General features: G+C 39.1%; 16 protein-coding genes. 6 read left to right on the top strand and 10 right to left on the bottom strand.

All coding sequences use genetic code 11. From position 1 onward, the window contains the following. The 6 genes from K0A91_RS09935 to K0A91_RS09910 form a co-directional block, all read right to left on the bottom strand. A partial coding sequence (locus tag K0A91_RS09935; protein WP_295010035.1) for a D-hexose-6-phosphate mutarotase occupies nt 1-570 on the bottom strand: 570 nt, incomplete at its 3' end. Nucleotides 571-732: 162 nt separating this feature from the next. Further along, nucleotides 733-1,410 carry a hypothetical protein gene (locus K0A91_RS09930; protein ID WP_295010034.1) on the bottom strand — a complete coding sequence of 226 codons (678 nt, stop codon included), beginning with the start codon at nt 1,408-1,410 and terminating at the stop codon, nt 733-735. 14 nt (nt 1,411-1,424) lie between these two features. Next, nucleotides 1,425-2,117, bottom strand: coding sequence for a hypothetical protein (locus K0A91_RS09925; RefSeq protein ID WP_295010033.1), 693 nt, complete (start codon nt 2,115-2,117; stop codon nt 1,425-1,427). 127 nt (nt 2,118-2,244) lie between these two features. Continuing rightward, nucleotides 2,245-3,513, bottom strand: a complete 1,269-nt coding sequence (locus K0A91_RS09920; protein WP_295010032.1) for a sugar MFS transporter — start codon at nt 3,511-3,513, stop codon at nt 2,245-2,247. Then, entirely contained in the window at nt 3,503-4,333 is an 831-nt protein-coding gene (locus tag K0A91_RS09915; RefSeq protein ID WP_295010031.1) for an HAD-IIB family hydrolase, read from the bottom strand. Before K0A91_RS09915 ends, K0A91_RS09920 begins: the two co-directional genes overlap by 11 nt. A gap of 4 nt (nt 4,334-4,337) precedes the next feature. Continuing rightward, complete coding sequence (locus K0A91_RS09910; protein WP_295010030.1) at nt 4,338-5,957, bottom strand: cation:proton antiporter; 1,620 nt, start codon at nt 5,955-5,957, stop codon at nt 4,338-4,340. A 163-nt stretch (nt 5,958-6,120) separates the two neighbouring features. Between K0A91_RS09910 and K0A91_RS09905 the strand changes: the two genes are divergently transcribed. The 6 genes from K0A91_RS09905 to K0A91_RS09880 all read left to right on the top strand — a co-directional run bounded on the left by K0A91_RS09905 (nt 6,121) and on the right by K0A91_RS09880 (nt 14,296). Then, nucleotides 6,121-7,749, top strand: coding sequence for a CTP synthase (locus K0A91_RS09905; protein WP_295010029.1), 1,629 nt, complete (start codon nt 6,121-6,123; stop codon nt 7,747-7,749). Between the two features lie 13 nt (nt 7,750-7,762). Next, complete coding sequence (gene recJ, locus K0A91_RS09900; protein WP_295010028.1) at nt 7,763-9,382, top strand: single-stranded-DNA-specific exonuclease RecJ; 1,620 nt, start codon at nt 7,763-7,765, stop codon at nt 9,380-9,382. 132 nt (nt 9,383-9,514) lie between these two features. Further along, entirely contained in the window at nt 9,515-10,996 is a 1,482-nt protein-coding gene (locus K0A91_RS09895; protein ID WP_295010027.1) for an FAD/NAD(P)-binding oxidoreductase, read from the top strand. Between the two features lie 96 nt (nt 10,997-11,092). After that, complete coding sequence (locus K0A91_RS09890) at nt 11,093-11,254, top strand: hypothetical protein (RefSeq protein WP_295010026.1); 162 nt, start codon at nt 11,093-11,095, stop codon at nt 11,252-11,254. Between the two features lie 3 nt (nt 11,255-11,257). Beyond that, nucleotides 11,258-12,067: an MBL fold metallo-hydrolase gene (locus K0A91_RS09885; RefSeq protein WP_295010025.1), complete on the top strand. Its 810-nt coding sequence runs from the start codon at nt 11,258-11,260 to the stop codon at nt 12,065-12,067. A gap of 96 nt (nt 12,068-12,163) precedes the next feature. Further along, the gene (locus tag K0A91_RS09880) at nt 12,164-14,296 is read left to right on the top strand and encodes a WD40 repeat domain-containing protein (protein ID WP_295010024.1); all 2,133 of its coding nucleotides are present in this window, start codon (nt 12,164-12,166) and stop codon (nt 14,294-14,296) included. Here K0A91_RS09880 and fliI read toward each other — a convergent pair. From fliI to K0A91_RS09860, 4 genes are all read right to left on the bottom strand, one after another. After that, nucleotides 14,277-15,590 carry a flagellar protein export ATPase FliI gene (fliI, locus tag K0A91_RS09875; RefSeq protein WP_295010023.1) on the bottom strand — a complete coding sequence of 438 codons (1,314 nt, stop codon included), beginning with the start codon at nt 15,588-15,590 and terminating at the stop codon, nt 14,277-14,279. The genes K0A91_RS09880 and fliI overlap by 20 nt on opposite strands. Before the next feature lie 27 nt (nt 15,591-15,617). Continuing rightward, complete coding sequence (gene folE / locus K0A91_RS09870) at nt 15,618-16,202, bottom strand: GTP cyclohydrolase I FolE (protein WP_295010022.1); 585 nt, start codon at nt 16,200-16,202, stop codon at nt 15,618-15,620. A gap of 123 nt (nt 16,203-16,325) precedes the next feature. Further along, nucleotides 16,326-17,048 (bottom strand): PAS domain-containing protein, encoded by a 723-nt coding sequence (locus tag K0A91_RS09865; RefSeq protein ID WP_295010021.1) that lies wholly within the window; start codon nt 17,046-17,048, stop codon nt 16,326-16,328. A 39-nt stretch (nt 17,049-17,087) separates the two neighbouring features. Next, entirely contained in the window at nt 17,088-17,612 is a 525-nt protein-coding gene (locus K0A91_RS09860) for an EAL domain-containing protein (RefSeq protein WP_295010020.1), read from the bottom strand. Nucleotides 17,613-17,739: the final 127 nt, after the last annotated feature.

Raw genomic sequence — 17,739 nt, 5'->3', positions numbered from 1 at the left:
TATATCGCCCTTTTGCACCTCAGATTTCCATGTCAGTGCATCAAGATATGGTTTTTTATCAAGCCCTTTTATAACGGCATCTGAAATATGAGAGAGTGCGAAATATGTGTGAAGAGCTTGCGTTATTGTAAAAGGATTGCGGTCAAGATTTGTACTCTTTAACTCCATAGTTAAGCTCTGGGAAATAGTCACATGTAACTCCAGCTCAAACAAGTAGGGCCACATCTTCAGACTCTCTTGACTGTGTGTAAGTCTCAAAATAACAGAGGAACTCTTCTCATCAATCTCGCTGCAGCTGACGCAGTCCCACATAGCCGTTCTTGCAAAACCATGTTGAGGCAGAGTTCTGTCTTCATTAAAACCAAACCATGGCCAGCAGATTGGAACTCCGCCGCGGATAGCTTTGCCTAGCTCAAAATCACTCTCTTCGCTAAGCCATAAAATCGGCTCCTCTCCTACCCTAGCATAGTGAAAAAGATGTGCACCCTGAAGCGCTATTTTTGCCTCAGCAGCAGAGTTTTTTATCTCAATATATGCAAAGCCGGTTGGGAGTTTTGTGTGCGTTATCATCTATTCGTTATGTGTCCGCATTCTATAAATTTTTATTAAGATTTTGCCTCTAAGGTCTGCATCGCAAACCCACAAATATATCTTCTCTCATTATAGCGTATTGTATTTTATAAAATTGAAGTACACATAGCAAAAAGGCTATGTGTGTTGAAGTGGGGAATGTTAAGACTTTTTAGCCTTAGCCGCCTCAAACGCTTTCGCTATCTCCATATCCGGATTTTCCATCATCCCTATAAGTGCAGCAGATATATCTTTAGCACACTCTATGTTGCTAACACCATTTTTATAAGCAATATTCACAGTAGCCATAGTCTTACCTGTAATAACATCTACAATAGAGAAGTTTGCAGCCGTTACAAGCATTTTACTCTGTGTATTAGAAAAGCCACTTGAGATTTCATGTGACGAAGCAACCGTTCCGGTAACAAACGCATCAATCCCCTTTTTTTTAAACTTTTTAGCCGCTTCTGCGATTGCCTCTGGTTTACCCTCGTATGAAATACCCGAGTCTACAGAACTGTATTTATAGGTGTTAAAACCCGACTTCATAAGCTCCGTCTCTATATTCTCGTCAAACCCTACACTGCTACCACGCCAATAAGCCAAATCTGATGATTTAAACTGAATGGCAAGTGCCTTGTATGAAGTCAGCTTCTCCTTGGAGAACTCTTTTGACTTCGCACCGTTTACCTCTGTCGTTTGAAACATATTGCCAACGCTTGTTCCAAAATCCATTGCACTGCTTAGATTTCTCGCCCCTGAGCCTACATCCGCTAAACAACCGCTAAAAATAACCGAAGCCGCTATCGCTGATATTGAGATTATTAATGTATTTTTCATTCTGTTTTCCTTTCTTAAACATTTTCTTTATATTTTGACTTGAACCCAAGAACAAGAAGTGCTATTGATAGCGGTATAACAAAAAGAACACCGAACCGAAGCATCGCAAACAAACCTATGTCGTTGCTGCGTCTTGAGCCAAATGCATTCATTAAATCATTCCCTTGAGTTAAGCCGGAAAACAGATCATAAAACAGAAGTGTTACTATCGTCGCAACAAGACCGACAACTATTTTTACAAAGATTCTTTTAACGCCTGAGTAAAATAGAGCAGAGAGAACAATAAGCAATAAAAATACGACTTTACCCCATGTATCACTCATAAGACTAAATGAACCAATAAGCGGTATTGTTATAATTGGAAAAAAGAGTGCGATTGCCATCAAGATAGAGAGCGTAAATCCCATTTTATTTTGGGCACCTGCCTTTACAGCTCTAGTTACATTGTCTTGTGCACTAGTAAATAGTTCTGAATTTTGGATATCCGAGAGTGAAGATTTAATCTTTTCGGTATCAAATGAAGAAGATGCGTCAAGATATATTCCTATTGCATTTTTTCCGTCAATTTCAAAATCTACTCTTTGGTTGATTGACGGTACTTTAGCAGCCTTCCATTCTGAATTTTGAAAACTGTATCTGTTTCCGTCATCTCCCGTAATTAAGCCTTTGCTCTCTTGAATACTATAATCTAGTATTTTACCCTTCATTACATCTCCTCTAATATAAAAAATATTAATAAACAATAACTTAAGCAACTATTATCTATTGTGCGAGGATTATATATATATATATATATAAATTATAACTTAAATTAACCTTTAGAGTTAATGGTAATTATGCTCTTCTCCAAGATGAGATTTTATGCCCTTTGAGCGCATAAAAAAGGATAAAAGCATAACATAGCGTGCCTAGAAGATATGTTGTTTGCATATCAGAGCTTACTTGAGCAATTTTTCCAAAGATAAGCGGAAGTATAGCTCCGCCGGCTATTGCCATTATCAAAAGCGCACTTCCCTGCGCTGTATATTTTCCCAAGCCCTCTAACGCAAGCGGCCAGATTGTCGGCCAGACAAGAGCGTTTGCAAAGCCCAAAAGCGCTACAAACGTTACCGTATTTGGAAGGGTTCTAATACCGCTCCAGCCCCATAAAACCTCTGAAACTCCGTGGCTTTGCGATGAAAAAACAACTCCAAGCAAAAAGAGAATCCCAAAAAGAGCAGAGCCGATGAGTGCTTGCTGTTGTGAGAGATATTTAGGTATAAAAGTGATGCCGACCGCATATCCAGCCACCATAAAAATCATGGTAAACGAGGTGAGCGAAGTGTAGTTCTCAACTCCCAAGTGCTGCCCGTAAAGTCCGATGGTATCTCCGGCAATCACCTCTATGCCGACATAGAAAAAGATTGCTGCAGCGCCTAAAACAACACGCGGAAACTCTAATATGCTCTTCTTCTCTTGGCTTTGACTATCTTTTTGAAACTCAAGCTCTGGCAAGGAAGAGAACTTTACAAGAGCTATCAATGCACTGAGCATAAGCGCCATTACGATATATGGCGTTATCAGCTTTGAAGCTAGAGCCTCTTTTGTATCTGCCGTGAGATTTTCGCCAAAACCGATATCGGAAAATATAAAAGCGCTAAAAAGCAGAGGAGCAAGAACCCCTGCCCCCTTGTTTATAATCCCCATAATGCTTATGCGCATAGCCGCACTCTCTATGGGACCGATGCAGACGACGTATGGATTTGAAGCGGTTTGCAAAATTGTAAGTCCGGTTCCAAGCGTAAAGAGCGCAGTTAGAAAGAACACAAAACTCGCACTCTGCGCTGCCGGAATAAAAAGAAGAGCCCCTATCGCCATAACGCCAAGGCCCAAAGCCATTCCGTTTTTATACCCCGTTTTCTCAAGCACATAAGCCATAGGCAGAGCCATTACCGTGTAGGCTATATAGAATGCAAAAGTGACAAATAGCGCCTGAAACTCGTTAAGGTCGCAGATAAGTTTTAAAAACGGGATTAGCGAGCCGTTTAACCATGTGACAAACCCGAATATAAAAAAGAGAACTCCTATGATTGACATAGGTATCAAGGCGGATCTATTTTGCACTTTTTAAGCCTTTGAGATATTTTGCAACAGCGTCTTCGTCGTTTGTGTGAGGCAGAACAATTTTTGCCGCCTTTTTCACACCCTCTTGAGCATTAGCAACCGCAACAGAGACTCCGGCAAGTTCAAACATACCTACATCATTGAAGTTGTCCCCAAAAACCGTAAGTTTTTTTAAATCAAAACCTATATATTCACTAACACTTCTTATGCCGTGCGATTTATCCGCATCTTTATGAATCATTGTCAGAAAATAGCATCCGACATACGCCTCTGGAGCGAGAATATATCTGAGACTATCTCCAAAAATTCCCTCAAGATGCGAAGCAACTCTTCTGAGGAGTTTCTCCTCGCCAAAATAGACAATCTTAAAGTTTTCACTCATTGCGCGAAGATTTTTCTCTTGGTGATGATGGTCATCTTTTTTATAGTTTTTGAGAACTTGCACTTGATGCGGGTTTAAAACGGTTGAGTAGGAGAAGGCTTCGCTTAGATTTTTATCAGCCAAAGAGAGGATAAACGGATAGATGGCAAACTTAGCACCCTCGTCTATTATGGCATTAGCGACCTCTTTGTTTATAAACTTCGTCTCTATTGTCTTTCTGTCCGTAGTGGCAATAAGTGCGCCATCAAGAAGTATCATCGGAGCATTTACATGTATATTTTGCAAAAACTGCACAGTTTTTTTGTATGTCCTCGCAGTTGCGATGCTTACTATGGAGTTTTGAGCCTCTGCGTTCCAAGTCTCTCTTGTGAAATCGCTTATCGAGAGGTCGGTTTTTAAAAAGGTGTGGTCGAGGTCAGTAATATATATATTTTTCACTTCTCTAGCTCTTTAGTTTACACTTGCCCATTTTTTCAACAAGCAATCTTCCGATTTCAAGCTTATCGTCAATTACGGAAGTTATCTCCAAATCCTCAAGATTTTGCTTATCTTCAAGCGTTGAAATTTTAACTATAAGGTTTATATTTTTCGTATGTTTTAAAACAGCCTCGCAGATAGCTCTTTTTTTATCAATATTGTCAAGCGTTACTATAACGGCAGCAGAGCTCTCTGCATGTATAGCCTCTAGGAGCGAGAGCTTTGACATATCTCCCAAATATGCCTCTTTTCCGTTTGCAAGCGCCTCTTGAATATGCTTTGGAGAGTTGTCTATTATGACGTACGGGGCTCCAATCTCATCAAGATATTTAGCAACGAATTTACCGATAATACTGTATCCGCAGACAATTACATGATTTTGTCTTGAAGCAAAAGCGGAGACGTCCAACCCTAAATACTCATGACGGCTGACATAGCTTACAAATCTGTTTATTTTAGAGATAAAAAACGGCGTAATTATCATCGAGAAGATAACAACAAGAACAAAAAGCGACTCCAGCTCTTTATCAAGCAGTCCACCCATGCTAGCAACGGCAAAAATTACGAATGAAAACTCTCCGACCTGAGAGAGTGCCAAAGCGGTCTTAAGAGAAAGGACATGCGAAGAGGTCATGCGCAGCACAAGATATGTGACAATGGTTTTTAAAACTAAAACCAATGCAAATATTCCGACTATAATTAGGAAGTTATCGATAAAGAAGAGCACATCTACCTTCATTCCCACGACTATAAAAAACGTGCCCAGCAAGATATCTTTAAAAGGCGCTATATCTGCTTCAACTTTATGATGGTACTTTGTCTCGGCTATAATCATTCCGGCTACAAAAGCTCCCAAGGAGTATGTAAAGCCCATATAAGAGGCTAAAAGCGCGGCACTTACCACGATAAACAAAACAGAGCCCATAAAAAGCTCGTCAACTTCACTCGAAGCTGAGAAGTGCAGAAGCCACGTCATTACTCTCTTGCCGATGATAAACATAAAACCGATAATTAAAACAGCACTGAAAAAAGTATCTCTTAAGATATAAACAACGCCCTGATCACTGCCGCTTGTTAAAAATCCCAAAAGAATCAATATAGGAATAACGGCGATATCCTGAAATATGAGTATCCCCGTAGCCCTTTGCCCATAAGGGTTGTGTATCTCTTTTGAGCTCTTTAGATAACTAAGCACGACAGCTGTTGAAGAGAGTGCAAAAGCAAGCGAGAGAATAAGCGCAGAGACAGACTCAAGCGAAAAGATGTAGTGGCTGATGGCGTAGACGATTAGCGCAGTAAAACCAACCTGCATAAAACCGTTTAAAAATATCTCATTTTTCATGTTATACATTTTTGCCAAAGATATCTCAAGGCCTATGGTAAACATCAAAAAAACGATACCGAACTCGGCGATATGCTCAAGGGTGGAGGAGTTGTTCATATGTCTTAAATCAAAGAGATACACCATTATAGTTCCCGTAAGGATATAGCCTATTATCTGTGAAATACCGAATCGTTTAAAAAACAGGTTAAGTACGGTTGAAACACCCAAAGCCATAACTATATAAAGAAGTGTTGAGTCCATTAAAATCTTTCAATTATTTTATTTGCAATTTTTTAAACCTATAAAGAGGCGTTATTATAGCAAAAGAACCTTTTAGCTTGGTATTTTAAAACTTTTCATATACTTAATTTTAAGAGACTCTATATTATAATCGCAGCTATGTTTAACATTTTGGAGCTATTTTATGACTAAATATATTTTTGTTACCGGTGGAGTTTTAAGTTCTCTTGGAAAAGGGATAACAGCGGCTAGTATTGGCACTTTGCTTAAACACTCCGGCATACAGGTTGGTATGTTGAAAATAGACCCGTACATAAATGTTGACCCAGGCACAATGAGCCCCTTAGAACACGGTGAGGTTTTTGTTACAAAAGACGGCGCAGAGACAGACCTTGACATCGGAAACTACGAAAGATTTCTAGACACCTCATATCTTAAATCAAGCAACTTTACTACCGGCCAGATATACTCAGCAGTTATTGAGCGAGAGCGTGCAGGCGGCTATCTCGGTCAAACTATTCAGGTTGTCCCGCACATAGTCGGAGAGATTGTAAAGCGTATAAAAGAGGCTGGAGAGGGTCATGATATTCTTATAGTTGAGCTTGGCGGAACGGTAGGAGATATAGAAGGTCTTCCGTTTATGGAAGCGATTCGTCAAATGAAACATGACGAAGAGGTTGAGGGAACATTTTTTGTTCATGTTACGCTTATTCCATACATCAAAGCGGCAGGTGAGCTAAAGTCTAAACCTACTCAGCACTCCGTTCAAGAGCTTCGCCGTATCGGTATAACTCCTCAGATGATAATCGCAAGAAGCGAAAATGCACTGCCAAAAACATTTAAGAAGAAACTTGCCATGAGCTGTGATGTCTCCGCAGACAGTGTTATAGAGGCGCTTGATGCTGCAACTATTTATGATATTCCTATTACATTTTTGAGACAAAACATTCTAAAGCCTATTTCAAAAGAGTTGGGTTTGGGCGACCTTAATCCAAATATGGAAAAATGGGACTCTCTGGTTAAAAAAATTGTTCAACCAAAAAATCGCATAGTTCTTGGCTTTGTCGGAAAATATCTTGAGCTTAAAGAGGCTTACAAATCTTTGACTGAATCCCTAATCCACGCAGGTGCGCATCTTGATACACGCGTTGATATTCACTGGGTTGACAGTGAAAAGATAGAAGAGAGGGGAGCAGAAGCACTGCTGAGCGACTGTGACTCTGTTTTGGTTGCAGGAGGATTTGGAAATCGCGGTGTAGAGGGCAAAATAGAAGCTATTAAATATGCTCGTGAAAACAAAATCCCTTACCTTGGCATCTGCCTTGGAATGCAGCTAACCCTTGTCGAGTATGCAAGAAATGTACTTGGTTTCAAAGGTGCGAACTCTGTGGAATTTGATGAAGAAACCCCTTATCCGATGATATATCTTATTGATAATTTCTTAGACCAAAGCGGAAACACTCAGCTTCGCACACACAAATCCCCTATGGGTGGAACACTTAGACTTGGAGAGTATCCTTGTGACACGAAAGATGGTTCTATTTTACGCAAAGCTTACGGCGGAGCAAAAACTATTTTTGAGAGACATCGCCACAGATATGAGGCAAACCCTACTTATAGAAAGCAGCTTGAAGATGCAGGCATGATAGTAACAGGAGAATCTGACGGGCTTATAGAAGCGGTTGAGATAAAAGACCATCCATGGTTTTTAGGTGTTCAATTCCACCCGGAGTTTACTTCAAGACTTCAGACTCCGAACCCTTCAATATTGGCATTTGTTGAAGCTACTCTAAGTGTATCAAACAAAGAGTAGTTTGCCCTTAAAGATGCAAATTTTTCTAAAGAAACTTCGTTTTGATAATGTACCAATTCTGGATAAAGCGGCTCTCTACAAGCTGCTTAGTCAAAGATTTGACACTGAAGACAAAAAACTATCCCAAATACCAACTCCAGAACTCCTCCATGACGCTCCAAAAGCTGCCAGAAAAATAGCGGATGCGATAAAGAGCGGCAAAAAGATAACGCTTGTCGGTGATTATGACGTTGACGGGATTAGCTCAACAGCCATAATGGTTGACTTTTTCAGACAGATTCCCTACCCTCTGGAGGCGATAATACCAAACCGTTTCACAGACGGCTACGGTGTCAGTCCAAACATCCTAAAAAGAGTTGATAGTGATTTAATAATAACTGTAGACAACGGCATAACTGCTATTGAAGCAGCTCGTATTTGTAAAGAGAGAGGCATTGAGCTTATCATTACCGATCACCATACGCCTCTTGATGCGCTTCCTCATGCCTATGCGATAGTAAATCCAAAACTCTCAACATGCAACTATCCGTTTGAAGAGATATGCGGAGCACAGGTCGCATGGCTTCTCCTTGGATTAGTAAAAAAAGAGCTAAATCTCACTATAGATATGAAACAGTTTTTAGACATCCTCTCAATTGCCATTATCGCCGACATAATGCCTCTTACCGACATGAACAGAACGCTTGTAAAAGAGGGGTTGAAAGTTTTAATGAACTCGCCTAGAGCCTCCTCTGCAATAATAAGAGATTTTTTAAACAAAAAAACTATAACATCAGAGGACATAGCTTTTCAAATTGCTCCGCGTATAAACTCGGCTGGAAGAGTTGAAGATGCAAGCATTGCGCTTGAGTTTTTAACAGCAGACTCCACAGGTCAAGCGTACAAACTATTCGAGAGGCTTAGCTCTCTTAATGAGTTTAGAAAAGAGACAGAAGCCGACAACACAGCCGAAGCGATAATATTGGCAGATGGCAGTGACTCAGTTATCGTGGTTGCAAAAGAGGGTTGGCATGAGGGAGTTGTAGGTATCGTTGCCGCGAGACTCTCTGAGCACTTCTCAAAGCCTGCAATCGTTCTAAGCATAAAAGATGGTATCGCAAAAGGGAGTGCCAGAAGTATAGGAAATGTGAATATACACAACCTTATCAAAGAGAACAGCCGATTTCTAACAAAGTTTGGCGGGCATAAAATGGCGGCAGGAGTTGGACTTGATGAAAAGAACATAGAAGCCTTCAGAGATGCCATCAACAAGAGCGCGTCAATTCTAAATCCTGATGATTTCAAATCTCTTGATGAAGTAGTCGGCATACTTCCAAGCAGCGAGATAGACCTTGAGCTTTTAAATCTTCTTGAGAGTTTCGAGCCTTACGGCGAAGCAAACTCCCGTCCGCTTTTTCTCATAAAAGATGCAGAGATAGTAGATATGAAAACATTCGGCAAAGAGAGCTCCCACTCAAAAATCATCCTTAAACAGTTTGCCTACGACAAGAACTCCATAGAGCTTATACAGTTTAAAAAGGTTCTTGATATGCCTAGCGAAAAAAAACTAACATGTAGTTATCGTGTTGTTAAAAATGAGTTCAACTCAAGAGTATCAGCCCAGCTTATTATAAATAAAATATATAATTATTAAACAATATTTACCTCTTTAACTGACACATAAACGCCTAAAATAGCATAATTGCAACAAAAAGATTAATGTTTAAAACTATCTTAAGGCTCAAAGCTGTAAAATTGATAACTTTATCACAAAAAAAGGAAATTCATGAAGAAGAACAAGGTTTTAGAAGAGATTTTAAACGAAGTAGACAAACATCCTGAGATTATGTCTCGCCGTGAGGCTTTAAAATATTTGACAATGTCCCCGTTGGCAGCATCTGTAATTGCAACTGCTTCTGTTGGCGCATCAACTGCTAGCGCTGCTTCTGCGGACGTAAAAGGTAAGATTGTAATCATCGGTGGTGGTTTAGCCGGTATGAGTACTGCTGCGCGCCTTAATAACTCTATCTCAGATGCAGATATTACTGTAATTGAGCCGGATCCTATTTCTGTTTCTTACCAACCAGGGCAGACTCTAATCGCTGGCGGTGTTTGGAAAATAGATGATATCGTTTATAAAAGAGACGACTTTGTTCCAAGCGGTGTTAAGCTAATCAAAGGAAGCGTAACTTCAGTTGACCCTGATAACAACAAAGTTATAGTTGATGGAAGCCAAGAGGTAACTTACGATCAGCTTATAGTAGCAGCGGGAGCAAATCTTAACTATAGAGCTATCAAAGGCCTAGAGGGTGAGATTACATCTTCTGGAAAAGATAATGCGGCTACAAAAAAAGTAATTACTCAAAACGGTGTGCACTCTATTTACTTCCAAGATGGTGCCGTAGCAGCTTGGGAAGGTATTCAAGAGTTAATAGCAAAAGCTAAAGCTCATACAGGTTCCGAGAAGCTTCAAGCACTCTTCACTAACCCAAGAGGGGCTATTAAATGTGGCGGTGCTCCGCTTAAAATCATGTATTTAACACATGCTCGTCTTGTAGAAGCTGGTGTACGTGATAAAGTTGAACTTACATTCAATACAAACAACGGGGCTCTATTTGGTATTCCAGATTACAACGCTCCAATTGTTAAGCAGTTTGAAGAGAGAGGTTTTAAAGTAAACTACAAGCACAACTTGGCTGAGATAGATTCTGCTGCTAAAACAGCAACCTTCAACAAGTGGTGGATGGAGAAAAAAGAGTTTGAAGATGAGATGGGTGATCCAGTTATTAAAGAAGTAGAGGTTAGCGAACCTGTTACATTTAAGTATGACTTTATACATGTTGCTCCTCCAATGAAAACACCTGATGTTATCGGTAAATCAAAAATCGGTTCAGCTGGCAGCTGGGTTACCGTTAATAAAGAGACTCTTCAATCATCTTTCTTCCCTAATGTATGGGCTGTTGGTGACTGTGCTGGTGTACCAATGGGTAAAACCGGCGGTTCTGCTCGTAAGCAGTACAAAGTTGTTGTTGAAAACGTTATTGCTGCAATGGGCGGCAAAGAGACGACCGCTAAATATGACGGATATACAGTTTGTCCACTTATTACAGGACTTGGCACTGTTATGCTTGCTGAGTTTAACTGGAGTAAAAAACCAACACCTTCATTCCCTCTTGACCCTACAAAAGAGAGATGGATTATGTGGTTGTTAAAAGTTTATATGCTTAAACCGATGACAATTCACGGTATGCTTTCAGGCAGAGCATAATCATACTTTCCAATCCTCCGTTTTCGGAGGATTGGCTCTACACAAACATAATAAACCCCGCAATTTTAAACACTCACAAAAAAAACAGGAGAACAGATGAAAAAAATTACCCTCTTAACTTCACTTGCTGTTATATTTTCACTATCGCTAAACGCATTTACACTTGGAACACTAGGTGATTTTAGATTTGAAAATGTAAACAGTAATGTCTACGTTATGCATGGACCTGAGCTCGAGCCAAACAAAGAGAACGAATGATTTATGAACAATCCTGCAGTAATTGAGAGCAAAAACGGACTTATTGTAATTGACCCAGGCGGAAACTACAATGTCGGCAAAAAAATTCTTGCAGAGATTGAAAAGGTAAGTAAAAAACCGATAATAGCTATCTTCAATACTCACAAACATGGCGACCACTGGTTTGCAAATAAAAGTATTCAGGAGAAGTATCCCGATGCGCCAATATATGCACTTTCTTATATGATAGAGCAGGTAAAAGAGAATGCTGCTGAAACATGGTACGGCATACTTGGCAGACTAACTGGCAACTTAGAGGGAACAAAACCTTTTGCATTCCCGACACAAGGTGTTGAGAACAAGCAGACAGTTGTTGTTGACGGAGAGACTTTTGTAATGCGTCACTTTACAAAAGGGCATACAGATACAGACATCTTAATCGAACATGTAAACTCAAGTACGCTTTTTATGGGCGATAACCTTATAACAAATCGTTTTGGGGCATTTGATGAGTCGTCTAGTATAATTGAAAACATTGAACTGCTGGAGAAGATTAAAAATCAAGAAGATGGTTTAAAAAAATACAAGCTATATGTTCCGGGACACGGACCTTCAAACAGTGATGCAGCCAAACTTATAGATCCTTTCTTAAACTATATGAAAATCATCGTTGCAGCTGCTAAAAAAGGGTATGAAGACGGTATTGAGAGCTATGAAATGAAGCCGATAGTTCACGAAGAGCTAAAAGATTACCACTTATGGGACGCTTATGAGGGTCAAATGGGCAAACACCTAATGAAGGCATACTCAGAAGTTGAAATGCTAGACTTTTAAAATAACCGAGCCGCTTTATGCGGCTCAAACTCCTCGCTTTACCAAAACTTTCAGTTCAAATACTACATTTTTAATCTATAATATTTTATGCTTAAGATGTATGAATGCCAGAGTGCAAAATCAGATATAACCGAACTTAAAGTCCTAAACGGTTCTCTAGTCGCTTACAATACAAAATTTCACGGAATGAAGATATTTGATTTCGATGAGTGCGATGTTAAGAAGAGCATTGCCAACATGTATCTTAACTCTGACGTGAGCGTATGCGCATTTAGCCCAAATTCAGAGCTTTTTGCTTTTGTAAATAAGCAGGCAATTTACATCCTTGATATAGAGACAAAAGAGATAATCCACACAATTGAAGTAAATGACGAAGAGATAGAGATTATCGGCTTTGACCCGTCTTCTACCTATATTATTGCTGGAAGCAAGCACGGCAGGGTGCTTCAGTACAAAACAAACCAGTCGTCACTACTCTCGAGACTCTGCTCTTTTCCATACGACAGAGCTGACATAGAGTCAAAAATAAAAGATAACAAAAACTTTGTAAGCTCCTTCGCTTTTTATAAACACAGATTTGCATGTAGCGGCTATGGAGGCGCCGTATTTGTAATAGATTTGCTTACACAGGCTAATAAAAATGTAATCACTTACAATAAAAACCGTATTGACGCTATCTGCTTTTTAGACGAAAACACTCTTATTTGCGGCAAATCAGACGGAGCAGTCGATATCATCTTTTTAAATGAAAACGACAGCTATAAAAGCATAAAAACACCACTTTCAGGAATAAAACAGATACTTGTCATGTCAAATCCAAACTACATCATGATAGTTGGCAAATCAAATACAGTTACGATAGTTGATATTAAAAATTATAAAATCGCCCACAGCAAATATATAGAGTTTGATGTACAGATAAACAGGGTTGATATCGTAAAAGGCGACTCTTTGGCAGTCGCACTAACAAACAATAAAATTCTACATGTAGAACTTCCTGGAATTGCAAAATTAAGGTCGCTTATTATCCACAACTCTCTAGAAAAAGCATTTGAACTGATAACAAAAGAGCCTATGTTGCAAGGCTCAAACGAACATAAAATGGTTGAAGCAAGGTTTGAGAAGAGTTATGACGAGGCAACAAAAGCTCTTATAAATCAAAACACGGCTCTGGCTCATCAAATACTTGATATCTATAAAGATGTTAAATCTAAACAGATAAAAACAAGGGAACTCTTTGACGCCTTTAAAAACTACCTGAGATTTCAAGCGCTATTTTTGGAGAAGAGATATGCTCTGGCATATGCGATGTGCACAAAGTTTGAGCCACTAAAAAGAACAGTACAGTACAAAAAAATGGAGCAGGTTTTCAAACTCGCCTTCTCTAATGCACAAAGACATATACTCCAAAACAATACCGCAGGTGCCAGAGCTTTACTTGCCGAGTATAATACAGTCATATCGAAAAAACCGCTGATAAAACTTCTGCTTACCCAAAACAAAGAGTTTGTAGAGCTGCTCCAAGCGATTCAAAAGAGAGATTTTAAAACAATAAATCAGCTTATAGACAAAAATGAGCTCTTTAGACAGATTCCAAACTATATAGCGCTAAACAATCAGATAGAGGAGACTCTTCAAGAGATAGATGCTAACATAAAAAGCGGCGATATCGAGAAAGCAAAAAAACTTCTTCTTAGCGTAAATGAGATTTCTGATATTTCACAAAGAGTCTCCGGGCTACAAACAAAATGCAAATATGTCCTCTCTCTGCAAAAGGCTTACGAGGAGAGCGATTTTAAAGCATGTTATGAGATTTTAGATCTGCATCCGTACCTGACAACGGTGGAGCTCGGCAAACTGCTAGAAAACCACTGGTCAAAACTTATGCAAAAATGCGAAGAGTACGCATTGGCTGGAAATATAAAAGAGATTAAAAAAACGCTCGGCAATCTAATCGCTCTTTATAGCAGGCGCAACAAAATCGGAGATTTGCTGAGAGTAAGTTTCCATGTGAGAATAAAAACTCTTAACAACAAAAAGGATTTTAAAGCAGCGGAAGCGATAATCTACTCCTACATAGATATCTTCGGGATTGACAGCGAAATATCTGAGATTATGAAGAAGTTTGAGAAGAGTACGAAGCAAAAACTTGCTATCTCAGAGGCTCAATTTGAGAGACCAAGAAGAGACAAGTGGAGAGATTTTGATACTATAATGAAGGCCCCATAAGTTTTAGAAGTGTAGCTACGGTATCTTCAAATTCACTCTTTTGAGTAGAGTTTTGGATTAAAAAGCCCTCCATCTCTTTTTTCTTTGCTATAGCCTCATCCAGTTCCGCATCGCTCCCTTTTGAGTATGCACCGATGCGTATTAACACCTCGTTATCTTTTAAAAGAGTGTATAGCCTTCTAAACTTCATCACGGCCTTTAGATGCTCCGGAGAGATTATGTCGTTCATAACCCTTGATGCCGAGTTTAGAATATGAACGGGCGGATATATACCAAAGTCGGTAAGCTCGCGTGAGAGCACGATGTGACCGTCCAAAATAGAGCGCGACTGGTCGGCAATAGGGTCACTCATATCATCACCCTCCACCAAAATAGTAAAAAAGGCGGTTATCGAGCCTTTGCCTCTCTCTTTTCCTGCTCTCTCCATCAATTGCGGAAGAAGCGTCAAGGATGATGGCGGATACCCTTTTGAGGTCGGAGGCTCGCCAAGTGCCAAACCTATCTCTCTTTGCGCCATCGCAAATCTTGTAACAGAGTCCATAATAAAGAGGACATCTATTCCCTCATCCTTGAAGTGTTCCGCCACACTCATGGCAGCAAACGCCCCATATTTTCTCATTAAAGGAGAGTCATCGGATGTTGCTACAACAATAACTGTATTTTCCAAGTTTCCGCCGAGATTTTTCTCTATAAACTCGGGGACCTCCCTGCCGCGCTCGCCGATAAGTGCCACTACTTTTATAGGAGCATTCGCACCTCGCACAATCATACCCATCAAAGTAGATTTTCCGACACCGCTTCCTGCAAAGATACCAAGCTTCTGGCCTTTTCCGCATGTTAGAAGCCCGTCAATGCTCTTTACGCCGACACTAAACACTTCATCTATCATTCCGCGCTTCATGGCGGCAATAGGAGCTTTTATGATTGGGGAGAGCTTTGAGTTGTTAACACTCCCTTTGCCGTCAATCGGTCTCATAAAAGGATCAACAACACGTCCCAAAAGAGATGCTCCTACTGGAATATTTAAACCCGTCTGGTCCAAAAACACCCTGTCACCTGAACAAAACCCCTCAACGAAACTAAACGGCGTAATAAAAAAGGTGCTTCCGTCAATCTCCGTAACCATTCCTATGGTCTCTTGATTTGTATCGTTTGAGATAATTTTCACAATATCGCTTATGCTGACTTTTAATCCGCGGGCAGTGATAACGGTTGCATTTATTTTAACAACTTCGCCAAATGAAACCGAATATTTTTTATCTGAGATCTTATCTTTTAGCGAAGAGAGAGGCATATAAAAATCTCCTTTTTTAGCGGGTCTCTAATAACGTGAACCCGTAGGAGAGTTTATCAAAGAGAAAAATTCGCTTCTCGTCTTTTCATCCTTTTTAAACAAACCGCGAAGTGCGGAAGATGTCGTTGTGGAGTTAATTTTCTCAACTCCTCTCATCTCCATGCACATATGCCTTGCCTGAACAACGACTGCAACGCCTTTTGGCTTAATCGTGCTCATTATGGCATCTGCTATCTGTTCAGTCAACTGCTCTTGTATCTGCATACGGCGCGCAAAAACATTTACGACACGAGGAATTTTTGAGAGTCCGACCACTTTGCCGTTTGGTATATATGCCACATGCACACGCCCGATAATCGGCAGAAGATGATGTTCACATGTAGAGTAAAACTCTATATCTTTTAAAAGTACCATCTCATCATTTGAGCTGGTAAAGAGTGCTGATTTTAGTATCTCTTTTGGGTCTTCTTTATAGCCGCCAAAGATAAACTCATAGGCTTTTTTGACCCTTTGAGGAGTCTTTAAAAGCCCCTCTCTTTGAGGGTTTTCACCGATGTGGAGCATCATGGCTTTTACGGCATTTTCAAATTCTATGTCTTGTTTTTCTGACAATGTTACACCTTTGAAAGTTTTGATAACGATAGAGTATCAAGAAATAGCTGAGAAGTTTATGTAATTTAATTTGTATTTGAATATACACCCCAGAGGTGACATCTCCAGTAGAATAAAAAATTTCTAAAGAACCTCTTGAACTTTCTCCAAAAACAGCGGCATTGATGTAATATCTTTGTATATGCCTAAAAAGTAGCTAAGTTTCCCTTTTTGTTTATCAAAAATCGGACTTATCGTAACATCTTCATAAACAATATCTCCGTCTTTGGTATAGTTACGTATATTTGCCTCTACCGGTTTTTGTGCGCTTATTGCTTCTCTTATCTGCTTAAGGGCTTCCTGCTCTATATCGTTGCCATGCAAAAAGCGGCAATTTTGACCCACAGCTTCTTCATACTCATATCCAAACAACTCACAAAATGCGCTGTTTACATAAATTATGGGGTTATCATATTCATTTGGGCTAGTGACAACTATAGGATTTTTTGATTGCTCTATTATCTCAAAAAACTGCTCTTTAAGTTTTGTATATTTACTAATCTGCTCACTTTTGAGCATATAATACCCGCCGTATATATTTACAAGATTTAGACATGGAGCTAATTTTCTAAGCCCTGTTATAAAATTACGTACACTTTTTTCATTGAACTCTTTATCTAATGAGTTATGCAGTTCATAAAATATATCTAGATTTAGAACAGGTTTATTTATATGTTTAACTAAAAATTTAAACAACTTTTTCTGCAAAATAGACAATTTAATGTCCACCCCGCCTACCGAGAGAGACTCCGTCTCCATACTCCAGTAGCAACTGCTTGATAATCGTATTAAATTATTGTTTTTCATTTCTCAATCTTATTTAATTTTTTATTTGTTTTTATATTATCAAGTTTTATTATAATAACGTATAAACTCATCCATAGGCAAGGCACTTGAGTGATAAAAACCTTGTGAAAAGTCACATCCGATTTTTTTTAACTTCAGATATTGCTCTTTTGTCTCTATTCCTTCTGTCTGTACTTTGAGATTAAAAAGTTTTGCCGTATTTACTATAGATTTTACAATATTTAAATCATTTTTATCTTGAGCTATGTTTTTTATAAACATTCTGTCTATCTTCAACTTGTCAACTTTGAAATTTTTTAGATTATTCAGACTTGAGTGCTCAACTCCAAAATCGTCCAAAGCTATTTTAAATCCCATTATATGGAGGGCTTCTATATTATCTTTTGCCACAGAACTATTTTTCATTATCTGATTTTCTACGATTTTAAACTCTATTTGCGATTTGTATATCCCAAAGTTTTTTGATACATCCGATACATTCGAAGAAAAAGTTGGACTAAAAAACTGATCTTTTGATATATTGATAGAGATGATTAATTTTTTATTTAAAAAAGCTTTATTCATTATTGAGCCACTTGCAGATTCCCACAAACAACCAATAATTTAAGCTAATTTAAATTTTAAAAAGCCTTTTGAAATCGTGTAAATGGTATAATTTTTTACCAAAAAAACAATACAAAACATCAATCAA

The organism is Sulfurimonas sp., assembly GCF_019429335.1.
Classification (GTDB): Bacteria; Campylobacterota; Campylobacteria; order Campylobacterales; family Sulfurimonadaceae; genus Sulfurimonas.
This window is presented reverse-complemented; position numbering and strand designations above follow the sequence as displayed.

Bases quoted from the DNA above. Each gene is read 5' to 3' on its own strand.
- K0A91_RS09930 (WP_295010034.1), bottom strand. From the start codon at position 1,410: ATGAAAAATACATTAATAATCTCAATATCAGCGATAGCGGCTTCGGTT.
- K0A91_RS09925 (WP_295010033.1), bottom strand. From the start codon at position 2,117: ATGAAGGGTAAAATACTAGATTATAGTATTCAAGAGAGCAAAGGCTTA.
- K0A91_RS09910 (WP_295010030.1), bottom strand. From the start codon at position 5,957: ATGGACTCAACACTTCTTTATATAGTTATGGCTTTGGGTGTTTCAACC.
- K0A91_RS09905 (WP_295010029.1), top strand. From the start codon at position 6,121: ATGACTAAATATATTTTTGTTACCGGTGGAGTTTTAAGTTCTCTTGGA.
- recJ (WP_295010028.1), top strand. From the start codon at position 7,763: ATGCAAATTTTTCTAAAGAAACTTCGTTTTGATAATGTACCAATTCTG.
- K0A91_RS09895 (WP_295010027.1), top strand. From the start codon at position 9,515: ATGAAGAAGAACAAGGTTTTAGAAGAGATTTTAAACGAAGTAGACAAA.
- K0A91_RS09890 (WP_295010026.1), top strand. From the start codon at position 11,093: ATGAAAAAAATTACCCTCTTAACTTCACTTGCTGTTATATTTTCACTA.
- K0A91_RS09885 (WP_295010025.1), top strand. From the start codon at position 11,258: ATGAACAATCCTGCAGTAATTGAGAGCAAAAACGGACTTATTGTAATT.
- K0A91_RS09880 (WP_295010024.1), top strand. From the start codon at position 12,164: ATGTATGAATGCCAGAGTGCAAAATCAGATATAACCGAACTTAAAGTC.
- fliI (WP_295010023.1), bottom strand. From the start codon at position 15,590: ATGCCTCTCTCTTCGCTAAAAGATAAGATCTCAGATAAAAAATATTCG.
- K0A91_RS09865 (WP_295010021.1), bottom strand. From the start codon at position 17,048: ATGAAAAACAATAATTTAATACGATTATCAAGCAGTTGCTACTGGAGT.
- K0A91_RS09860 (WP_295010020.1), bottom strand. From the start codon at position 17,612: ATGAATAAAGCTTTTTTAAATAAAAAATTAATCATCTCTATCAATATA.